Here is a 20,930-nt window from a genome sequence, read left to right as displayed (position 1 = left end):
GAATATGTCGCGTCAGCCGAAGCGGCCGGTGATGTAATCCTGGGTGCGGCGATCGGTCGGTGATGTGAAGATCTTGTTGGTCTGATCGAACTCGATCAGCTCGCCGAGATACATGAAGGCCGTGCTGTCGGAGACGCGGGCGGCTTGCTGCATGTTATGGGTCACGATCGCGATCGTGTACTGATCCTTCAACTCGTCGATCAGCTCCTCGATCTTCGCGGTCGAGATCGGATCCAGCGCCGAGCACGGCTCGTCGAACAGGATCACTTCCGGCCGCACCGCGATGGTGCGCGCGATGCACAGGCGCTGCTGCTGACCGCCCGACAGGCTGAGGCCCGAGGCGTTGAGCTTGTCCTTGACTTCGTTCCACAGCGCACCGCCGCGCAGCGCTTTCTCGACGCGCACGTCCATCTCCGACTTGGAGATCTTTTCATAGAGGCGGATACCGAAGGCGATGTTTTCATAGATCGTCATCGGGAACGGGGTCGGCTTCTGGAACACCATGCCGACGCGGGCGCGCAGCAGGTTGAGATCCAGCTTCGGATCCAGAACGTTCTGGTTGTCGAGCATGAGCTGACCTTCGGCGCGCTGGCCGGGATACAGGTCATACATGCGGTTGAAGATGCGCAGCAGCGTGGACTTGCCGCAGCCCGACGGGCCGATAAACGCAGTCACGCGGTTCGCCATCAGCGTCAGGTTGATCTTCTTCAGAGCGTGGTGTTCGCCATAGTAGAAGTTCAGGTCGCGCACGGTGACCTTGGGACGGGTCTCGCCCTGCAGGGCCGACGGCGGCGGCATCGAGACGGAAGGAACGCCAGACGACACAGAAAGCTCACTCATTTTGCTGTCCTCTCGGCGCCGAGAATGCGCGCGCCAATGTTAAGGGCAAGTACGGTCAAGGTGATGATCAGGGCACCGCTCCAGGCGAGCTGCTTCCAGTACTCGTAGGGGCTCTGCACGAAGTTGTTGATGGTCACCGGCAGGTTGGCCATCGTCTTGGTGAGATCGAGGCTGAAGAACTGGTTGCTCAGCGCGGTGAACAGCAGCGGCGCCGTTTCGCCGGCGACACGTGCGGTCGCCAGCAGCACGCCGGTGATGAGACCGGAACGGGCTGCACGATAGGCGATCCGCTTGATGACCAGGGAGCGCGGCAGGCCGAGCGCCGAGGCCGCTTCACGCAACGGATTGGGCACCAGGCCGAGCATGTCCTCGGTGGTGCGGACGACGACCGGGATCACGATCACGGCGAGCGCGAGCGAGCCGGCGAGAGCCGAGAAGCCACCCATCGGAATCACCACCGCGCCATAAACGAACAGGCCGATGATGATGGACGGGGCCGACAGCAACACGTCGTTGATGAAGCGGATCACCGAGGTGAGTTTGTCGTGCTTGCCGTATTCCGCGAGATAGGTGCCGGCAAACAGGCCGAGCGGCGCGCCGATGCCGACGCCGATGACGGTCATGATGACCGAACCGACGATGGCATTGAGCAGGCCGCCTTCCATGGAGCCCGGCGGCGGCGTGTTCTGCGTGAATATCTGCAGGCTGATGCCGGCGATACCGTTGTAGAACAGCGTGAACAGGATCAGCGCGAGCCAGGTGACGCCAAAGAGAGCGGCACCGACGCAAAGCAGGCGGATGATCGTATCGTGGCGACGGCGGGATGCGTAAATCGGGTTCATGTTAGTTGCCCGCCTTCTTTTCCAGACGCAGCAGCATCAGACGCGCTGCCGAGAGCACGAAGAATGTCAGCACGAACAGCAGGAGACCGAGCAGGATCAGACCCGATTGATGCAGACCGTCGCTCTCCGCGAACTCGCTGGCGATCGCCGCCGAGATCGTGGTGCCCGGGCCGAAGATCGAGCCTGTGATGCGGAACGAGTTGCCGATGATGAAGGTCACCGCCATCGTTTCACCGAGCGCACGGCCGAGCGCCAGCATGACGCCACCGATCACACCAACGCGGGTATAGGGGATGACGACGTTGCGGACGACCTCCCAGGTGGTGCAGCCGACGCCGTAAGCGGCTTCCTTGAGCACCGGCGGCACCGTCTTGAACACGTCGACCGAGATCGAGGTAATGAAGGGCAGCACCATGATGGCGAGGATCAGCGACGCGTTGAACAGCGAGAGATAGGACGGCGGGCCGGCGAAAATCACGCCGAGGACCGGGACGCCTTCGAAGGCGCTGATCATGAACGGCTGCACGTGGTTGGCCAGGAACGGGCCGAGCACGAAGAAGCCCCACATGCCGTAGATGATCGAGGGAATACCGGCGAGAAGCTCGACCGCCATGCCGATCGGGCGGCGTAGCCAGTTCGGGCACAGTTCGGTGAGGAAGATCGCGATGCCGATGCCGACCGGAATGGCGATAGCCATCGCGATCACCGAGGTGATCAGCGTGCCGTAGATCGGGCCGAGCGCTCCCAGCACCGGCGGATCAGCCGACGGTGCCCAGCGCTGCGTCGTCAGGAACGAGAAGCCGAATTCGCGGAGCGCCGGCCACGCACCAACGATGAGCGACAGAATGATGCCGCCGAGGATAAACAAAACGGACAGCGCCGAGATGCGGGTGATCCAATAAAACGCCTGGTCGCCGGTCTTGAAGGCATTCAAAGCCTTCGCACGATCATAAGGTCCGGCAGCGTCCATCGAAGAGCTCTGTACGGCCATGTCTGCCACGCCAGTCCCCTGTAATTGTTACAATACCCCAAAACGCATTGCCCTGGAGGGGCTTGTCAGGGCGCGAAGTCAGAAGAGAAGAAGAGAAGAAGAAAGAAATTCAGCCCTGCAGCAAACGGAGGAGAGATGCCCCTCTCCTCCGCCCACACACCAGATCAGCTCTTGATGTCAGCCGACCAGGTCTTTTCGATCAGCTTGACGACGGGTTCCGGCATCGGAATGTAGTCGAGCTCTTCAGCCATCTTGGCGCCCTTCTCGAACGACCACTTGAAGAACTTGATCGCTTCAGCCGAGGCCGCCTTGTCGGTCGGGGTCTTGTGCATCAGGATGAAGGTCGCGGCAGTGATCGGCCACGAGGTTTCGCCCGGCTGGTCGGTGAGGATGACGTAGTAGCCAGGAGCCTTGGCCCAATCGGCATTCGACGCAGCAGCCTGGAAAGCGGCGACGGTCGGCTGGACGGTCTTGCCAGCCTTGTTGACCATGCCGGTATAGGTCAGCTTGTTCTGCTTGGCGTAAGCATATTCAACATAACCGATGGCATTCTTGGTCTGGCCGACGTTGCCAGCGACGCCTTCGTTGCCCTTGGCGCCAACGCCAACTGGCCACTCGACGGCGGTACCGGTGCCGACCTTGGTCTTCCAGTCAGCCGAGGCCTTGGACAGATAGTCGGTGAAGTTGAAGGTGGTGCCCGAACCGTCCGAACGACGAACGACAGTGATGGCAGCCGACGGCAGCTTCAGCTTCGGGTTCAGCTTGGCGATGGCAGCGTCGTCCCACTTGGTAACCTTGCCGAGATAGATGTCGCCGAGCACTTCGCCGGAGAGAACCAGCTCGCCCGAGGCAATGCCTTCGAGATTCACGACGGGAACGATCGCGCCCATCACCATCGGCCACTGAACCAGGCCGTCCTTCTCGAGCTGCTCAGCCTTGAGCGGCGCGTCGGTGGCGCCGAAGGTCACGGTCTTGGCCTGGATCTGCTTGATGCCGGCGCCCGAACCAATCGACTGGTAGTTCAAACCATTGCCGGTCTCTTTCTTGTAGGCGTCGGCCCACTTCGAATAGACCGGGAACGGGAAGGTTGCGCCGGCACCCGTGATGTCGGCGGCAAATGCCGAGGTCGAGGCGGCAACAAGGCCGGCAGCGACGATCGCTTTGAGGAATTTCATGGGATGTCTCCAATCTCGTGAGCGACCGCGCCGGATGCGCCAGTTGTGCTCACGCCGCCCGTTTAGGGGTGGTCGATTGTGCTTTTATGATAGTTCAGTGACACTTGGATGACGGCACCAAGCATCTGTAAATGCTTTGTTTTTCTGCCTCCGCGGATAATTTTACCGTGCAAATGACAGCGAAAATGCCCTGCCATGAGGGTCATGCCAGGCCATCAAAATCCGCCGTCACAGGGGTTAACAATATGTTTCAGCAGACGGAATCCGGCTTCGCGCGCATGCGCGCGTATGACAGGGGCGGGCACGATATTGAGGGTGATCGGACGCAATGCCGCACCACGGTTTTTTGACTGTCTGAGCGAAGCGCATCGCTGCCCGACCGCCCGAGGGCGGCCCCGACGGGCGCAGGAGAACGAAGGGAGTTTAAGGCGTCAGGACGCGGCGGAGGTAGGAGGGGCCGGCGGCGTCTTCACCTGCGGAAAGGCGGCGGTAAAAGTCGCGCCATTCTTCGGCACGCTTTCGATCAGCAGCCGGCCGCGATGCCGGTTCAGGATGTGCTTCACCAGCGAGAGGCCGAGGCCCGTACCGCCCTGTGCGCGGCTGTCGCCGACATCGACCCGGTAGAAACGCTCGGTCAGGCGCGGCAGATGCTCGGGGGCGATGCCCGGGCCATAGTCCCGCACGGCGACGCGGATTTCCGGCACACCCTCCGAGGTCGACTCCGTGGTCAACGATACGTCCACCTTGCCACCGGATGCGCCGTATTTCAGCGCGTTCTCGATCAGGTTCTCAAACAGCCGAAGCAATTCCTCGCGATCGCCAGCGATGGACACCGGCGTCTCCGGCAGCGCCATTTCGATCCTGACGTTGCGCTCGTTGGCCAGCGGCTCCAGCCCGTCGCCGACTTGGCGGATGATGGGGAGAATATCGACCAGCGTATCCGGCCGCACATGCGCCGAGAGTTCGACGCGCGACAGCGACAGCAGATCGTCGATCAGCCGCGCCATGCGGGTCGCCTGCGCATGCATGATGCCGAGAAAGCGCTCGCGCGCCTTGGCGTCGTCCTTGGCCGGTCCCTGCAACGTGTCAATGAAGCCGGACAGCGCCGCCAGCGGCGTGCGCAGCTCGTGGCTGGCATTGGCGACGAAGTCGGCACGCATTTCCTCGACACGGCGCAGCGGCGTCTGGTCGTGGAACGTCATCAGCATACAGGTGTCGGTGCCGCCAAAGGCGGTCGGAACCGGCACCGGTGTGATCATCAGTTCCATCCAGCGATCGACCGGAACATGATCGAGATAAGTCGCACGGCGCGGCTCGGTGGTGGCGATGGACTCGCGCAAGGCGGTGATGATCTCCGGCGAGCGCAGCGCGAATTGAGCGAGTTCGTTCTTGCGGAGTGCCGGCGCGAGCTGCGCCGCTGCGGGATTGAGATGGATGACGCGGCCGGCACGGTCGAGCAGCACGGCGGGATCGGGAATGCCGGCAATGATGGCGCGCACCGCGGGTGCCTCGACAGGATTGGCGGCCAGCGCCTCGTCGCGCGCCGTCACCACATCATGCAGCCGCCACGGCACCAGCGCCGCGCCGGCGATACAGACGAACACGATGCCCGCGCGAACAGGCGACAGCTCGCCGAAAAACACCAGTGCGGCCAGCGCCAGGCCGGCGGCCAGCAGGATGATCGCCGAATGCCGCAGCCGGTCCGGCCACGGCGAAAACATGGTCGATGGAGAAGCTTCAATGGCCATCTGAACCGGATCTCTTCCTGCTGCGAATGCGAACGTATGTCAGGCGCCGGAGCGGCCATGTTCCTTGAGCGGGTGGCCGACGCCGGGCTTGGCGTCCGCCGCGACCGCCTGCAGCTTCTTCGATCGCGAACCGATAATAAGCTCGCGAAGCGTCAGTAACATGACTGATATAAAGAACGGCGCGAGGTAATAAAGCACCCTGAACAACAGCATGCCAGCCAGCAGCTTTTCCTGATCCATCATTTCGAGGCCGACCAGCATGGCGGCGTCGAACACGCCAAGACCGCCGGGCGAATGGCTGGCGAAACCCAGCAAGGTGGCCGAGACGAACACCACCGCCACCACGACGAAACCGACGTCAGGCTCGGCGGGCACCAGCATGTACATCGCCAACGCACAGAAGCCGAGATCGATGATGCCGATGGTAATCTGCAGCAAGGTGAGCGGGCCGCCCGGCAGTACCACCGACCATGGGCCGCGGCCGACGCTGCGCGGCTTCATCCAGACCCAGACCACATAGCCGACGAGGCCGGCGAGGATGATATAGGCCAGGATGCGGTTCATCCATGGCGGCACCTGGTTGATCGCGCTGGCCGCCTCCGGGTGATAGGCGATGCCCATGCCGAGCACCGCGAGATTGCCGAGCCAGAAGGTCAGGCCGGCGAGAAAGACGATCTTGGCGACATCGACGGCGCTGAGATCCCAGGCCGAATAGATGCGATAGCGCACCGCGCCGCCGGTGAAGACGCTGGCGCCGACATTGTGGCCGATCGAATAGCTGGTGAAGGCCGCCAGCGCGTTGATCCGGTACGGCACGTCGCGGCGACCGATCGTGCGCACCGCAAACCAGTCGTAGAATGTCAACGTGAAATAGCCGGCGGCAACCGACAGCGCCGACAGCATGATCAGCCGCGGCTCGGTCTCCGTCATCGCCCGGAAAACGGCGGCAGCGTCGATGTTGCGCAGCTTGTGATACAGCATGTAGCAGGCGATGCCGATCACCGCGACGCTGATCAAGACACCGAGCTTGTGCAGGATTTGCTTCTCGCGCAGAAACGAGATCGCCCTGCGTATTGCTTCCAGCATCTCAACCTCGAATGCGATCCCCTGACCAGAGAGATCTGGACCAGGAAGTCAGACTAGCCTCGGCGGAACCGCCACATCAGTTGTCTCCGGCACAACCGTCGTAGCGCGTTTTGCGGCAAAGTGGAATTCGCCGGCTGTGAATAAAAACAAGCCACATCAGTATATTAGGTCAGCCCTAACAAACCACCAGCCTCTCGGGCGCATTCGCTGCGGCAAAATGCCAACGTCCTGACGCGTCTCACGTGACAATGAGGCTTTCGTGACCTCATGCCGCCGATTTGGCGGCGAGACGTTGATAAAAAAGACGGCAGCGGCATGCACCACAGACCTCAGGTCGCGCGGGCCTGCTGCCTGACCACCACGATGTCGCGCAGCCATGATCCGATGGCGCAGCCGACGAGATAGAAGCCGAACAATGCGAGGCCGAGATCGAGCCAGTAGCCAAAGCGGCCGGGCACGACTTTGGCAATCGCGATGCCGACGATGACCGCGGCGATCACCGACAGGCGCTGGATCCAGACCCGCGACACCGAACGCCCGCGATAGACCACGGCGATCCAGCCCATGCAGAAGCCGATCAGGAACGCCCCGAGCAGCCAGCCCCAGTGAAACATCGCAAGATAGGTCATGGCGCTTGCCTCACGACGAATTCGATCCGGCGATTCTGCAGCTTGCCTTCGTCGGTATCGTTGGTGGCGATGGGTTGGGTGCTGCCGTAGCCGATGGTCGAGAAACGGTCCGCCGGCAGGCCTGCCTTCACGAGATATTCTTCGACGGCGAGCGCGCGCTTTTCCGACAGCGACTGATTGAACGCTGCGTCGCCATCGCCGTCGGTGTGACCGGCGATCTCGACCCGGACATTGGGGCAGCGCATGGCGATTTCCACGAGGCGATCGAGCAAGCCGGCGGAATCCACATTGATGCTGGCGCTGGAGGGCTCGAACCGGATGCGACCCTTGGTCAGATTCTGCGCGAAGAGCTGCTGGCACACGCTGGCATCGACCGGTGCCGCTGCGGGCTTCACCGAGACTTCGGCTTTGGCCTGCCACCCCTGCGGGAGTTCGCGCGCCAGGCTTGCGCGTATCTGGTCGGCGGCGACTTCGTAGAGTGCGTCCCCTGACAGCTTCACCTCGCGGTCGGACACCACCAGGGTCCCCGTCGACAGCCGCGACAGCGCACCCAGTGCCGTCGTCACCGCGGCGGCAAAACCACCGGGCGCGCCGATGCTGGCCTTGAGGTTGTCGACGACCTTCTCATTGCCGAACTTGCGTCCGGCAGCCGACGCAAGCGCGGCGTGAATGGTGTTGTCCGGGACATAGCCGCTCAGCGTCAGCGTATTCGTCACCGGGTCCTTGTTGGCCTGGAACACATAGGGCGGCGCCTTGACGTCATTGGCTGCGACCGTGAAGCCTTCCGGCAGATTCTTCAGCGCCGCCGCAATGGCTTCGCGGCCACCGAGATCGCGCGCCATGCCGGAGAGGCTGATATTGGTATCCGAAATCACCGCCTTGCCTTCCTTCAGCTTGGCAACCTGATCGAGCAACAGCACAGCTGCGGCATCAAACCGCGGCGGCGCGCCGCGCTTCAGACCCATGCGGTCGGAGACCTCGGTTCCGCTGAGTGCGGCGCGGGCCGCTTCCACGATGCGCGCCTTGCTGGCCGGCAATGGCGCGGTCCCCCACAGCGTGACGCGGACATTGTCGCGCTCCGCGACCCAGACGAACGGCTTGGCTTCCGCGACGAGACGGGTTTCGTCATTGACCAGGCGAACGCCAGGCGTGGCCTCGACCGACGAGACCGCGCTGCGGCGACCATCTTCCGAAAACGCTTCGGCAGAAAACGCTACGTCACGGCCGGCAACCGTGATCTGGCTCTTGTCGAGGATCGTGTTTTTCAGCGCCGCAGTGCTGCGCGCCGTTAAATCCGTTTCAAGCGGAATCGTGCTAACCCAGGCAGCAACCACCCAAAGGATGGCAAGCGGGATGAGCCCGGGCCACCATTTGGCACTCCACCTGTAAAATCCGTGCATTCGACGTCCTGCGGGTCTGGAAACAGAGAGAAAACAAACCCTTGCGGGACTGTCAAATTGAAATCAAGGCAAACCTCTGGCGTCGCCGCGGGTATTCGAATAACGCTTTGTTCAATCGTTTCTGATCATTTCCGTGGGTAGCATCAATTGCTCGGTCATACGATGAAGCAGATTCGCAACACGATTATTCGTGCCGGCCTGGATGCGCTGTATTTCAGTGGCGCCCACCGCGTGTTGCGACCGATCTTCGGCGGCGTGGGCACCATTTTCATGCTGCACCATGTGCGCCCTGCGCATGCCGGTTCGTTCCAGCCCAACCGTCACCTCGAGATCACACCCGATTTCCTGCGCGCCACCCTCGCTTATCTGCGCGCGACCGACGTCGATATCGTGACGCCCGATGAAGTGCAGCGGCGGTTGACGGAACGGGATTTCTCGCGCCGCTTCGCCTGTTTCACCTGCGACGACGGCTATCGCGACAACCGCGACCATGCATTGCCCGCGATGCGGGATTTCGACGCGCCCTTCACGGTCTATGTCACCAGCGACTTCGCCTCCGGCACAGGTCGGCTATGGTGGGTGGCGCTGGAGCGTGTCGTTACCAGAGCCGATGCGATCGAGGCCCCGATCGACGGACAGATGGTGCGCCTGGACACATCGACTCTCGCCGGCAAGGACATGGCGTTCGACCGCCTGCATGGCTGGCTGCGCGGATTGCCGGAAGAAGCGGATATCCGCCGCGAGGTCAGCGCGCTCTGCGCCGCGCATGGCATCGACGAAGACGCGGTCAGCCGCGAACTGTGCATGTCGTGGGACGAACTCAAACCTTTCGCCGCCGATCCACTGGTGACAATCGGCGCGCATACCGTAAGCCACTGCAATCTCGCCAAACAGAGCGAAGCGATGGTCGTGCATGAGCTGTCAGCCAGCCGCACCGATATCGAAAACGTTCTGCAGCGCCCGGCCGTGCATCTTGCCTATCCCTATGGCGACCGCTGCGCCGCGGGCTCACGGGAATTCGCACTGGCGAAAAGCGCCGGCTTCGAGACAGCCGTGACGACGCGCCCCGGCGTGATCGCCTCGGACAACTTCTCGCAGCTCACAGCGCTGCCGCGGGTCTCGCTGAACGGCAACTATCAGGACACCCGCTATCTGCCGGTGCTGACCTCCGGCGCGGCCACCGCGATGTGGAACGGCTTCCAGCGCGGCGACGTCGGATAGTCTGGCCCGCTGCAGGCGAACTGCAGCCTTGCTGGAGTCTTGCGTCCCGCGCCGGATCAGACCGGCTTTAGCGGCAGATCGGCATCCGGCGGAAAATACACGCCCGACATCGGATCGACCCAGCACAGATGCTCGTTGACGCGGGTTACGCCAGCTACATTTTCAGCAGCCACGACAATCGCCCGACGGACATTCTCGTCCGTGATGAAGCCGTCGATGTCCACGACGCCATCCTTCACCCGGACGTCGAGGCCGAATGGTGTCCATTCGTTATGCCTGAGCACAGCGACGATGCGGCGGCGGATCAACGCATCACTCGACCCGACATCGGAGACATCGTGCATGAGATCGGCGATGGCTTCGACGAAATTCTGCCGGCTGACGATACCCACGAGCTTGTCGCCCTGCACCACCGGCACGCGCTTGATGTGATACTTCTCCATCACGTCGACGATATCGGCCAGACCGGTCTCCTCCGTTACCGTGCGGACCTCGCGGGTCATGATCTCGTGCACCTTGCGGCCGGCTTCGCGGACATAATCGATGGCCTGCAGGCTGGGGCCACGCACGAATTCGAGCCAGCGCGGACGCCTGCGCTGCGTGCCGACCTCGTGCCGACGCAGGAAGTCCCGCTCGGTCACAATGCCAACCAGCTTGCCGGCCGCATCCACCACAGGCAATCCGCTAACGTGATAATCGATCATCAGCCGCGCAGCTTCGCTGATCGACGCGTCCGGCGACACGGTGACGAGCTTGCGGGTCATAATTTGATGAGCTCTCATGACACTCTCCCATTGGGTTGAGGTCCGTTTGCTGGACGAACCAACGCGAGAAGCCTACGCCGGCCGCCGGTTCCGGCCTTGATCTGGGTCAACTGCAGCAGCGCTTGTTGACTCGCCTTGTTGACTCCCCTTGCCCGCCGCCGCACACAATCGGCCCAACGACAAAACAAACGGGAGGCGTCATGTTCACCAATCTGTTTTCGCTCGATGGCCGCATTGCACTCGTCACCGGCGGCTCGCGCGGCATCGGCAAGATGATCGCGGCTGGATTTCTCAGCCAGGGCGCGGCGAAGGTCTACATCACCGCGCGCAAGGCCGGGCCGTGCGAAGCCACCGCGAAAGAACTCTCAGCGCAGTATGCCGGTGAATGCATCGCACTGCCGATCGACATCTCGACCATGGCCGGAATCGAGATGCTGGCTGCCGAAATCAAGAAGCGCGAACCCAAGCTCGACATTCTCGTCAACAATGCGGGCGCCGCCTGGGGCGCGGACTTCGATGAATTTCCGGAGAGCGGCTGGGACAAGGTGATGACGCTGAACGTCAAGACGCCGTTCTTTCTGACCAAGGCACTGGCCGGGCCGCTGCGTGCAGCAGCCAGCGCGGACAAGCCCGCCAAGGTCATCAATATCGCGTCCATCGACGGCATCTTCGTCAATCCGATGGAGACCTATTCCTATGCGGCGAGCAAATCCGGCCTGATCCACCTGACGCGGCGGATGGCGGTCAAACTGATCCAGGATCACGTCGTCGTCACGGCCATCGCGCCGGGCCCGTTCCAGTCGGACATGAACAAGGCTGCACGCGACAATGCCGATGAAGTGGCGACCCGCGTCCCCGCTGGCCGGATCGGCACCGACGAGGACATGGCGGGCGCCGCGATCTATCTCGCCTCGCGCGCCGGCGATTACGTCGTCGGCGCCACCATCGCGGTGGACGGTGGCATCGTCTATGCGAATCCAGGCATCAAAGGCGACGGCTGGGATTGAGGTCACGCACGCCACGTCATTGCGGCCCTCGGGCTGCAATGACGTGCGATCGCTGCCGATCTATCAGCCTCGGCTATAAACTAAGCAATTAACCAGCGCCCGGCCTGCGAACGACATTTAGGCCGCAAAGCTATTCTGAAATAACCATCTGATTTATATAAATATAATCTCCGGAACCATTCAACCGTCGCAGTTGTACACAATGGCACGCTGCTTGCTTTGTTAACCTCTGAGACATCCATGCCTCGGGGAGTACACGGCAATGGCGGACTCACTGCATACAACGACGGTCCTTGCAGAACCCGGCCCGATCGCGGTCGACTGGGGCACGACAGCGCTCGTCATCATCGACATGCAGCGCGACTTCATGGAGCCCGGCGGCTTCGGCGAGACGCTGGGTAATGACGTGTCGCAACTCGCCAGCGCCGTCGCCCCGATCGCTGCGGTCCTGAAAGCCGCCCGCGAAACCGGGATGATGGTGGTGCACACCCGTGAGGGGCACCTGCCCGATCTCTCCGACGCGCCGCCCGCCAAGATCGAACGCGGCGCGCCGTCACTGCGGATCGGCGATCCCGGTCCGATGGGACGCATCCTCATTCGCGGCGAGGCCGGTCACGACATCATTCCCGCACTCTATCCTGTCGAGGGCGAGATCGTCATCGACAAGCCCGGCAAGGGCGCATTCTACGCCACGACGCTCGGCGCCGATCTCAAGGCGCGCGACATCGACACGCTGCTGGTCTGCGGTGTCACCACGGAGGTCTGCGTCAACACCACCGTGCGCGAAGCCAATGACCGCGGCTATCGCTGCATCGTCATTTCTGACGGCTGCGCGTCCTACTTTCCTGAATTCCACGAGATGGGCCTGAAGATGATCAAGGCCCAGGGCGGCATCTTCGGCTGGGTCGCCTCATCCGCCGCAATCCTTGAAGCAATGACACTTTCTGATTCTGAAAATGCACCGGAGACTTCCAACAAACTTGCAGCAGGAGCATCACGATGAGCACGACCGCGGGGACGTTTTCTAAAGATTCTGCCGGCAAATCCGACTTCAAGCCCGCTCTATGGACGCCGGGCGACTGGAATGCGTTTTTCGGCTTCGGTACCAATATTCTCGTCAACATGCTGGTGCTGACGGGCCTGCTGCGCTTCGTGCTGAAGATGCCTGACAACATCGTGTTCGGACGCATCCTGCCGGCCATGGGCCTGATGATGTGCCTGTCGACGATGTACTACGCCTGGCTCGCCTACAAACTGGCGCAGAAGACCGGCCGTAGCGATGTCTGCGCGCTGCCTTCGGGCATCAGCGTCCCGCATATGTTCATCGTCACCTTCGTGATCATGCTGCCGATCTCGATCACCACCGGCGATCCCATCAAGGGCTGGGAAGCCGGCCTCGTCTGGGTGTTCTTCCAGAGCTTCATCCTGATGATCGGCGGCTTCATCGCGCCGTGGATCCGCAAGGTGACACCGCGCGCCGCGCTCTTGGGCACGCTGGCTGGCGTCTCCATTGCTTTCATCGCGATGCGTCCGGCGCTGGAAATGTTCATGACGCCGGTGATCGGCCTCACATGTTTTGCCATCATCATGCTGAGCTGGTTCGGCGGCTATAAGTATCCCAAGGGAATTCCGGCCGGCCTCGTCGCGATCGGCGTCGGCATGGTGATCGCCTGGGGCTCCAATCTCTTTGGAGTCGGCATCGGCGGCGTGAGCGTCGCCGGCGTCAAGGCGGCCTTCACCAATTTCGGCTTCTCGGTGCCGATCCCGGCCTTCGATCACGTCTTCTCGGGATTCCAGTTCCTCGGCATCATCCTGGTCACCGCCATTCCCTATGGCATCTACGATCTGGTCGAAGCGATGGACAATGTCGAGAGCGCGGAAGCCGCCGGCGACGAATATCCGACCACCCGCGTGCTGACCGCAGACGGCGTCGTCTCGCTGATCGGCTGCCTGATGGGCAACCCCTTCATCAACGCGGTCTATATCGGCCATCCCGGCTGGAAGGCGATGGGCGGCCGGATCGGCTATTCGGCTGCGACCGGCCTGATGGTGATCGTGCTGTCCTGGTTCGGTGTCATCTCGCTGATGCTGGCCGTTATCCCGGTGGTCGCGATCTCGCCGATCCTCCTCTATATCGGCATGCTGATCTGTGCGCAGGCCTTCGAGACCACGCCGCGCGAGCACGCGCCGGCTATAGCGCTTGCACTCACGCCGCATCTTGCGGCCTGGGCCACGGTGCTGCTGTCGGGCGCACTCGGCGCCGCCGGGATGAATTTCGGCGCGATCCACTCGCCCGAATTCATCGCCAAGATGGGGCAGAACGGCGTGCTGTTCCACGGCCTCGAAGTCATGGGCGGCGGCTCGATCCTGGTCGGCCTGGTGCTCGGCGCCATCGCGGTCTTCGTCATCGAACGCAAATTCCTCAACGCTTCGGCTTTCGCTCTGGCCGGTGCGGTCCTGACCTATTTCGGCTTCATGCACGGCGAAGCGATCGGGATCGGCGGCGGATTGGGGGTGACGCCCGGCGTCGCTCTCGCTTATGCTCTTGTTGCAGCCGGGCTCTTTGCCGCGGACAAGTTCGGCGCAACCAGCCTATCTTCTGTCCCGCAATCGGAGCCGCCACTTGCCGTGCCTGCTGAATAACATCGTCTCAACCTGCGGGTGGCACACCCGTGCCATCCGCAGCAGGTTCGCATCGTGAGTGAGTCCGTTCCCGAAACGATCGCCGCCATCGTCGCCGCGCATCGCGCCGGCACCGTCACGCCCGCACAGACAGTCGCCCGCAGCTATCAGCGCATCCGCGACCGCGGCGATACGGCCATCTTCATCACGCTCCGCGTTGAGGCCGAGGCGATCGCCGAAGCCGAGGCGCTGAGCAATAAAGATCCCGCGACGCTACCGCTCTATGGCGTGCCGGTCGGCGTGAAGGACAATATCGACGTCGCCGGTCTGCCGACCACCGCCGCCTGTCCCGCTTTCGCCTATAACGCAACGCGCGATGCCAGCGCCGTGGCGCGCCTGCGCGCAGCGGGTGCGATCATCATCGGCAAGACCAATCTTGACCAGTTCGCCACAGGTCTGGTCGGCGTGCGCTCACCCTATGGCATTCCCAAGAATGCGATCCGCGACGATCTCGTACCCGGCGGATCGAGCTCCGGCTCTGCCGTTGCCGTGTCGGCGGGCCTCGTGCCGCTGACACTCGGCACCGACACCGCCGGCTCCGGCCGCGTGCCCGCCATGCTCAACAATATCGTGGGCCTCAAGCCGAGCCTTGGCCTGATACCGACCGCCGGCGTGGTGCCGGCCTGCCGGACGCTGGATTGCGTCTCGATCTTCACGCTGACGGTGGACGATGCTGTTGCCGCGCTCGATGTGATGGGCGGCTACGACGCGCATGATCCCTATTCGCGCAAGCGGGTGCCGGGTTCGGTCACGGACTTTCCGAAAGGCCTCAAGCTCGGCGTGCCGCGCAACGGGCAGTTGATCTTCTTCGGCGACAAGGCCTCGGAGAAAGCCTATGCGGACGCGCTGAAGCGCTGGACCTCGCTCGGCGCGACGCTGGTCGAGTTCGACCTCGAGCCGTTCTATGAGACCGCGCGGCTGCTTTACGACGGACCATGGGTCGCCGAACGCCTGCTGGTGATCCGCGACCTGCTGGCGTCTGCGCCGGATGCAATTCATCCGGTGACGCGCGAGATCACCATCGCCGGTGCACGCCAGAGCGCGACCGATACGTTTGCGGCTTTGTACAAGCTGCAGGAGCTGAAGCGTGTCGCCGAACAGGCTTTCTCGGCTATCGACGCGCTGGTGCTGCCGACGGCGCCGACCGCCTATACGACGGCGCAGGTGCTCGCCAATCCCATCGAGCTCAATTCGCGGCTCGGCACCTACACCAACTTCGTCAACCTGCTCGACCTCTGCGGCCTCGCCATCCCCGCCGCCATGCGTGCCGACGGCATCCCGTTCGGCATCACTTTGCTGGCGCCGGGCGGCGACGATGCCTTGCTGGCCAGCATCGGACGCGTGTTTCATGCCGACACCAAATTGCCGGTCGGCGCCAGGGCCCTGCCGCAGCCAGCGCTCGCGCCGCTGTCCACTGAGTTGGCCGAAGGCGAGATCGCGATCGCGGTGGTCGGCGCGCATCTCTCCGGCATGGCGCTGAACGGCGAATTGATGGCGCTGAACGGTCGCCTGCTGAAAGCCACGACGACGGCGCCGGACTACAAGTTCTATGCGCTCAACGGTACGACGCCGGCGAAGCCCGGCCTGCTGCGCGTCGCCGCCGGCTCGGGTACGGAAATCGCCGTCGAAGTCTGGGCGCTGTCGGCAGAGGCTTTCGGCAAATTCGTTGCGTCGCTTCCGCAGCCGATGTCGATCGGCACGCTGACGCTGTCCGACGGATCGAGCGTCAAGGGCTTCCTCGTGGAAGCCAAGGCGACGGAAGGCGCGCGGGACATCTCGTCGTTTGGCGGATGGCGGGCGTATATGGCAGACGCAAAATAATACGCCGTCATGGCCGGGCTTGTCCCGGCCATCTACGTCTTGCTTTGCGGCAAAGACGTGGATGCCCGGGACAAGCCCGGGCATGACGGAGTTATAGTTGCGGGCAGCGACGCGAAACTTACGCCGCGCGGATATTCCCCATGAACCGATCGAGCTCGGCACGTAGCCGCGCACTCTCGCTCGACAGGGTCTGCGCCGAATTCAGCACCTGAGCCGATGCAGCGCCGGTTTCGGTCGCGCCGCGGTTGACGTCGACGATGTCGCCGGCGACCTGCTGGGTGCCGTGGGCAACGCGCTGAACGTTCTGTGCGATTTCGCGCGTGGCAGCGCCCTGCTGTTCGACGGCGCTGGCGATCTCCGAGGCAATGCCGGAAATCTCGCCGATGGTGTTGCCGATCTGCTTGATCGCCGACACCGACTCCTGCGTCGCGCTCTGCATGCCGGCAATCTGGGTCGAGATTTCCTCGGTCGCCTTTGCGGTCTGGCTGGCCAGCGACTTCACTTCGGACGCCACAACCGCGAAGCCGCGGCCGGCATCGCCGGCCCGCGCAGCCTCGATGGTCGCATTGAGCGCCAGAAGGTTGGTCTGTTCGGCAATCGCCGTGATGAGATCGACGACGTCGCCGATGCGCTGTGCGGCGCGCGACAATTCGCCGATGCGGGCATCGGTCTGCTGTGCCTGCACGACTGCGCTGTCCGCGATCTTGCTGGAGGTCTGGACCTGGCGGCCGATTTCATTGACCGACAGCGAGAGCTCCTCGGTTGCGGTCGCGACCGACTGCATATTCGAAGAGGCCTGATCCGATGCGCCGGCGACGCGGCTCGACAATCCCTCGGTGGTCTCGGCGGTGCGCGTCAGCGTGCCCGCTGCGGTTTCCAGCTGCCCTGCCGATGCCGACACGTTCGAGACGATCGCGCCCACAGCGGCCTCGAAATCGTCGGCAAAGCGGATGAGTTCGGCACGGCGCGCCGCACCGGCCTCGCGGCTTTGCTCTTCCTGCGTCGCGGCATCCCGCTCGGCCTTCGCGATGGCCTGTACCTTGAACTCTTCCACGGCGGACGCCATGTCGCCGAGTTCGTCGCGGCGGCCAAGACCCGGCAGCACCACTTCGAAGTCGCCGGCTGCGAGCTTGCGCATCGCTGCGCACATCGCAATCATCGGACCGGCAATGCTACGGCCCAGCAGCAGCGCAAGGATGGCACCGACGATGAAGCCGCCAACGCCCAGCACCATCACCTGGCGCTCGGTGTCGTGGATCGTGGTGTCGGATTCGGTTTCGAGACGCTGCTGATCGGACAGCAGATCCCCCTTCATCGCCGTCGACAGCTTGGTGATCGCTCCCGCCGTCTCCGACATTTCCTGAACGAGACCGTCGACCTTCTTGGTGTTCTCAACGAACTTGACGAAAGCATCAGCGTAGAGCTTCGTCTCCGCGGTGATCTCCTTCACCTTGTTGTTGATCTTGTCGTCATTGGCATAGATCGTCGCAAACGAGTTCTGCAGGAACTTGATGCGGGCTGTTGCGGCATTCGAGGTCTTGTCCTCGGCCTTGCCGATATAGGTGTTCACGAGCGAGGTCGCGGTGATGAACTGGGTGGTGATTTCCTTGACCTGATCCTGCACGGAAGCAAGGCCGGCCATGGTCGCGGTGTCGCCGAGATCATCGATCTTGTTACGCAGCATCAGGCTGGTGCGCGACAACTGGGTCGAGGCGATGGCGTCGTTCTGTCCCTTGACGGTGAGGATGTCGGCGAACACCTTGGTGAACGTAATGAATTCGCGGGACAGTTTGGTGATCTTGTCGAGCCGCGCGGAGTCCTTGGTCACTTTCATCGACTGGTCGATGGCGTCCTTCAGACTTGTTTCCGCAGCCTTCGCTGCCTTGGCGTCCGCTTCATTGCTGGTGAGGACGTAATAGCGCGTCAGCGCCTGATAGGAGGTCAGTTCGCGGTCGATATTGCGGGCCAGACCGGACTCCGCAACGCTGGTGCGATACGACACCACGCCGGCCGAGATGCGTTCGAAGCCGACATAAGCGAGCACCATGCTGAGCGCGGATATGGCGAGCACGGCCGCAAAGCCCAGCGTCACCTTGGCGCGGAACCTGAGGGCAGGAAACTTAAAAGAAGCCGGCTTCTTCCGGACAAGCGTCGTCGTTGCCACGTGGGGCCCCCGTTCATCACTCCCAACATCCCGGTCATCGCGCGCAAGCGCGCGCAAAGCCGATGCCCAAACCTACGGCACATTGGCTAAGGACGAGTAAACGGATACCGGAACTTCTGGAGGTTGCGCGGCAGGCGAACGGGACTGTCATTCCGGGGCGGGCCGACGCTGTAGGCGGCGGGACCGAACCCGGAATCTCGACATGTTGTGCAAAGCAGCTCAAGATTCCGGGCCCATGCCGGCCCGCTACGCGGTCCGTCCTGTCCCGGAATGACGAGCCAACTACGCCGCCATCGCGGGCGGGGTGAGCGACTGCCAGTTGTTGGCGAGCTGCAGCTTGGGCTCGGTGAGCGCCTGCAACTGCTCCAGAGTCATGCCCTCGACCATCTCGCGCACGAACAGGCCCTGCTCCGTGACGTCAATGACCGCCAGATTGGTGTAGATGCGCTTGACGCAGCCCGGTGCCGTGAGCGGCAGCCGGCACTTCTTGAGGATACGCGGCTTACCGGCCTTGTCGGTATGATCCATGATGACGCGGATTTCCTTGGCGCCGACCGCAAGATCCATCGCGCCGCCGACACCGGGCGGAAAAGACGGATCTTCCGTGGTCCAGTTGGCGAGATCGCCGGCTTCCGAGACTTCAAAGGCGCCGAGCAGGCTGACATCGAGATGCTTGCCGCGGATCATCAGGAACGCGTCGGCGTGATGCATGAACACCCCACCTTTGATCAGCGTCGTGTAGTTCTTGCCGGCATCGATCAGGTTCTCGTCTTCCGTGCCCGGCTCCGGCTTCGGACCGAGACCGAGAATGCCGTTCTCGCTGTGGAAGATCACCTCGCGCCCATCGGGCACATAGCTCGCCGCTCGCGTCGGCATGCCGATGCCGAGATTGACATAGGCGCCTTCCTGCAGGTCCTGCGCGGCGCGCCAGGCCATCTGGTCGCGATTGAGCGGCTTGTATGTTGCGGTCTTGTCAGACGACGTCATGCCTTTGCTCCCACTACCACCACACGATCGATGAAAATGCTCGGCGTCACCACCGCTTCCGGATCGAGACTGCCGAGTTCGACCATTTCATTGACCTGCACGACGCTGAGATCGGCAGCCATAGCCATGATCGGATTGAAGTTGCGCGCCGACTGGTCATAGACGAGGTTGCCCCAGCGATCCGCCTTCTTGGCGCGCAGCAGTGCAATGTCGCCCTTCAGCGGCTTCTCGAACACATACAGCACGCCGTCGATCTCGCGGGTCTCCTTGCCCTCGGCAAGTTTCGTATGCGCCGTGACCGGCGAGAAGAAGCCGCCGAGCCCCGCGGCATGGGCATGCATGCGCTCGCTGATGATGCCCTGCGGCACCAGTTCGAGTTCCAGCGTCTTGGCACGATAGGCATTCAGGAAAGCGCTGTAGTCGCCGGAGCGCGGATAAGAACAGATCACCTTGGCTACGCGGCCGGAATTGATCAGCCGGGCCAAACCAGTATCGCCATTGCCGGCATTGTTGTGGACGATGGTGAGATTGGTCGCACCCTGCTCGTGCAGCGCCTCCAGCAGATCATCGGCAATGCCGACAGTACCGAACCCGGCCACCAGGACGACTGCCCCGTCCTTCACCCCAGCCACGGCCTCGGCCGCGCTGGCTACGCGCTTGTCGATCACTCCCGAAAACTCCTCGTCGCGGAATTGTTATTGTCCGCAATCGCTTGCGGCATTTATTGCGCCGCGACTAGAGCATTGCGGCCTGCGGATATGAAGGCACAAATTTGCAGGAGGGATACGCGCGTTGCTTACTTCCCCTCTCCCCTTGCGGGAGAGGGTGCCTGAGCGAAGCGAAGGCGGGAGAGGGGTAACAGCAACGCACAGTGCTCCTGGCACCCTCTCCCGTCTCGACCGCTTGCGCGGTCGATCCACCCTCTCCCGCGGCGCGCGGCTTCGCCGCGCTGGGGGAGAGGGGAAGAACCACTCCACCAAATTCCCAGTTGCAAACTTTCCGGACCGCGCTTCTAATTGGAATAATTAAAAAATACCGGGAGGTCTGCGTGTCCACAGTGAAACTGACGGTCAATGGCAAATCTGTCTCTGCCACGGTCGAAGACAGAACCCTTCTCGTCCACCTGCTCCGCGAAAATCTCAACCTGACCGGGACCCATGTGGGCTGCGATACCAGCCAGTGCGGCGCCTGCATCGTCCATATCGACGGCAAGGCCGTGAAATCCTGCACCACGCTGGTCGGTCAGATCGACGGCGCCAATGTCACCACCATTGAAGGCATTGCCAAGGGCGACCAGCTGCATCCGATGCAGGCGGCGTTCCGCGACAATCACGGCCTGCAATGCGGCTACTGCACGCCGGGCATGATCATGTCGGCGATCGACATCGTGAATCGCCACGCGGGCGATCTCGATGAAGAGACAGTGCGCCACGAGCTCGAAGGCAATATCTGCCGCTGCACCGGCTACCACAACATCGTCAAATCGGTGCTCGACGCCGCCGGACGCATGAAGGTTGCGCAAGCGGCTGAATGAGCCGCGGCGCATTGATCTGAGCTGAGCCAACCGCGCCTT

Annotated in this window: 18 protein-coding genes; 6 read left to right on the top strand and 12 right to left on the bottom strand. The window is 62.7% G+C overall.

Going from position 1 to position 20,930, the window contains the following annotated elements; all coding sequences use genetic code 11:
* Positions 1–12: 12 nt before the first annotated feature.
* From pstB to AB8B02_RS26820, 8 genes are all read right to left on the bottom strand, one after another.
* Positions 13–840 carry a phosphate ABC transporter ATP-binding protein PstB gene (gene pstB / locus AB8B02_RS26855; protein ID WP_439065636.1) on the bottom strand — a complete coding sequence of 276 codons (828 nt, stop codon included), beginning with the start codon at positions 838–840 and terminating at the stop codon, positions 13–15.
* Positions 837–1,682, bottom strand: a complete 846-nt coding sequence (gene pstA / locus AB8B02_RS26850; protein WP_439065635.1) for a phosphate ABC transporter permease PstA — start codon at positions 1,680–1,682, stop codon at positions 837–839. Before pstA ends, pstB begins: the two co-directional genes overlap by 4 nt.
* A 1-nt stretch (position 1,683) precedes the next feature.
* Positions 1,684–2,682 (bottom strand): phosphate ABC transporter permease subunit PstC, encoded by a 999-nt coding sequence (gene pstC, locus AB8B02_RS26845; protein WP_089266761.1) that lies wholly within the window; start codon positions 2,680–2,682, stop codon positions 1,684–1,686.
* A gap of 155 nt (positions 2,683–2,837) precedes the next feature.
* Positions 2,838–3,848, bottom strand: a complete 1,011-nt coding sequence (gene pstS, locus AB8B02_RS26840) for a phosphate ABC transporter substrate-binding protein PstS (RefSeq protein WP_089266760.1) — start codon at positions 3,846–3,848, stop codon at positions 2,838–2,840.
* A 431-nt stretch (positions 3,849–4,279) separates the two neighbouring features.
* Positions 4,280–5,596 (bottom strand): ATP-binding protein, encoded by a 1,317-nt coding sequence (locus AB8B02_RS26835; RefSeq protein WP_439065634.1) that lies wholly within the window; start codon positions 5,594–5,596, stop codon positions 4,280–4,282.
* Positions 5,597–5,635: 39 nt separating this feature from the next.
* The gene (locus AB8B02_RS26830; RefSeq protein ID WP_089266758.1) at positions 5,636–6,682 is read right to left on the bottom strand and encodes a lysylphosphatidylglycerol synthase domain-containing protein; all 1,047 of its coding nucleotides are present in this window, start codon (positions 6,680–6,682) and stop codon (positions 5,636–5,638) included.
* 329 nt (positions 6,683–7,011) lie between these two features.
* Entirely contained in the window at positions 7,012–7,311 is a 300-nt protein-coding gene (locus AB8B02_RS26825; protein WP_068737611.1) for a hypothetical protein, read from the bottom strand.
* Positions 7,308–8,711 carry an OmpA family protein gene (locus tag AB8B02_RS26820; protein ID WP_439065633.1) on the bottom strand — a complete coding sequence of 468 codons (1,404 nt, stop codon included), beginning with the start codon at positions 8,709–8,711 and terminating at the stop codon, positions 7,308–7,310. The genes AB8B02_RS26825 and AB8B02_RS26820 overlap by 4 nt, the downstream gene beginning before the upstream one ends.
* A gap of 162 nt (positions 8,712–8,873) precedes the next feature.
* Here AB8B02_RS26820 and AB8B02_RS26815 point away from each other — a divergent pair, with 162 nt between their 5' ends.
* Positions 8,874–9,932 carry a polysaccharide deacetylase family protein gene (locus tag AB8B02_RS26815; protein WP_439065632.1) on the top strand — a complete coding sequence of 353 codons (1,059 nt, stop codon included), beginning with the start codon at positions 8,874–8,876 and terminating at the stop codon, positions 9,930–9,932.
* Positions 9,933–9,988: 56 nt separating this feature from the next.
* Here the strand turns inward: AB8B02_RS26815 and AB8B02_RS26810 are convergent, their stop codons facing one another.
* Positions 9,989–10,714 (bottom strand): CBS domain-containing protein, encoded by a 726-nt coding sequence (locus tag AB8B02_RS26810; RefSeq protein ID WP_439065631.1) that lies wholly within the window; start codon positions 10,712–10,714, stop codon positions 9,989–9,991.
* 182 nt (positions 10,715–10,896) lie between these two features.
* Between AB8B02_RS26810 and AB8B02_RS26805 the strand changes: the two genes are divergently transcribed.
* The 4 genes from AB8B02_RS26805 to atzF all read left to right on the top strand — a co-directional run bounded on the left by AB8B02_RS26805 (position 10,897) and on the right by atzF (position 16,206).
* Positions 10,897–11,703 carry an SDR family oxidoreductase gene (locus tag AB8B02_RS26805; RefSeq protein ID WP_068737620.1) on the top strand — a complete coding sequence of 269 codons (807 nt, stop codon included), beginning with the start codon at positions 10,897–10,899 and terminating at the stop codon, positions 11,701–11,703.
* Positions 11,704–11,965: 262 nt separating this feature from the next.
* Positions 11,966–12,706, top strand: a complete 741-nt coding sequence (locus tag AB8B02_RS26800) for a cysteine hydrolase family protein (RefSeq protein WP_439065630.1) — start codon at positions 11,966–11,968, stop codon at positions 12,704–12,706.
* Entirely contained in the window at positions 12,703–14,346 is a 1,644-nt protein-coding gene (locus AB8B02_RS26795; protein WP_093758047.1) for a regulator, read from the top strand. Before AB8B02_RS26800 ends, AB8B02_RS26795 begins: the two co-directional genes overlap by 4 nt.
* Positions 14,347–14,400: 54 nt before the next feature.
* The gene (gene atzF, locus AB8B02_RS26790; protein WP_439065629.1) at positions 14,401–16,206 is read left to right on the top strand and encodes an allophanate hydrolase; all 1,806 of its coding nucleotides are present in this window, start codon (positions 14,401–14,403) and stop codon (positions 16,204–16,206) included.
* Positions 16,207–16,324: 118 nt separating this feature from the next.
* Here the strand turns inward: atzF and AB8B02_RS26785 are convergent, their stop codons facing one another.
* From AB8B02_RS26785 to AB8B02_RS26775, 3 genes are all read right to left on the bottom strand, one after another.
* Complete coding sequence (locus AB8B02_RS26785) at positions 16,325–18,370, bottom strand: methyl-accepting chemotaxis protein (RefSeq protein ID WP_439056899.1); 2,046 nt, start codon at positions 18,368–18,370, stop codon at positions 16,325–16,327.
* A gap of 282 nt (positions 18,371–18,652) precedes the next feature.
* Positions 18,653–19,357, bottom strand: coding sequence for a 3-oxoacid CoA-transferase subunit B (locus AB8B02_RS26780; protein ID WP_210185319.1), 705 nt, complete (start codon positions 19,355–19,357; stop codon positions 18,653–18,655).
* Positions 19,354–20,025: a 3-oxoacid CoA-transferase subunit A gene (locus AB8B02_RS26775; RefSeq protein WP_093758046.1), complete on the bottom strand. Its 672-nt coding sequence runs from the start codon at positions 20,023–20,025 to the stop codon at positions 19,354–19,356. The genes AB8B02_RS26780 and AB8B02_RS26775 overlap by 4 nt, the downstream gene beginning before the upstream one ends.
* A gap of 380 nt (positions 20,026–20,405) precedes the next feature.
* On the opposite strand from AB8B02_RS26775, the gene AB8B02_RS26770 reads away from it, so the two are divergent.
* Positions 20,406–20,891 carry a (2Fe-2S)-binding protein gene (locus AB8B02_RS26770; protein ID WP_068737631.1) on the top strand — a complete coding sequence of 162 codons (486 nt, stop codon included), beginning with the start codon at positions 20,406–20,408 and terminating at the stop codon, positions 20,889–20,891.
* The last annotated feature ends 39 nt before the right edge of the window (positions 20,892–20,930 follow it).

This window comes from Tardiphaga sp. 862_B3_N4_1, assembly GCF_051811085.1.
GTDB classification, from domain to species: domain Bacteria; phylum Pseudomonadota; class Alphaproteobacteria; order Rhizobiales; family Xanthobacteraceae; genus Tardiphaga; species Tardiphaga robiniae.
Note: the sequence above shows the minus strand (reverse complement) of the source record. Positions and strands in the feature narration are given on the sequence as shown.